Below are 238 nucleotides of genomic sequence, written 5' to 3'. Positions count from 1 at the left end.
ATCAGACGGTTGATGAAGATAAACAAGTTGTAAATGGCAATACACTAACTTTAAAGGTAAAAGCGATTAAAAATGCTGATGGAAGTACGCCAACGATTACTCCAAATAATGATGGTGTTTATGATGCCGAAAAAGGAACAATTACATGGACGGGATTAACGAAAGAGACAACGTCGTTGTCTTATAGTTGGACAGGCAAAAATGCTTTTTCAGGAACAGTAACAGTACCAGTGGAAGT

Annotated in this window: 1 pseudogene; it reads left to right on the top strand. The window is 37.4% G+C overall.

What is annotated here, in order from left to right:
• Positions 1-238, top strand: a pseudogene (locus AB3I00_RS14850) (hypothetical protein); the annotation flags it as partial.

It is taken from the genome of Enterococcus sp. C76 (genome assembly GCF_040886985.1).
GTDB classification, from domain to species: Bacteria; Bacillota; Bacilli; order Lactobacillales; family Enterococcaceae; genus Enterococcus_B; species Enterococcus_B lactis.
The sequence above is the reverse complement of the archived record's forward strand: the minus strand, read 5'-3'. Positions and strand labels throughout refer to the sequence as shown.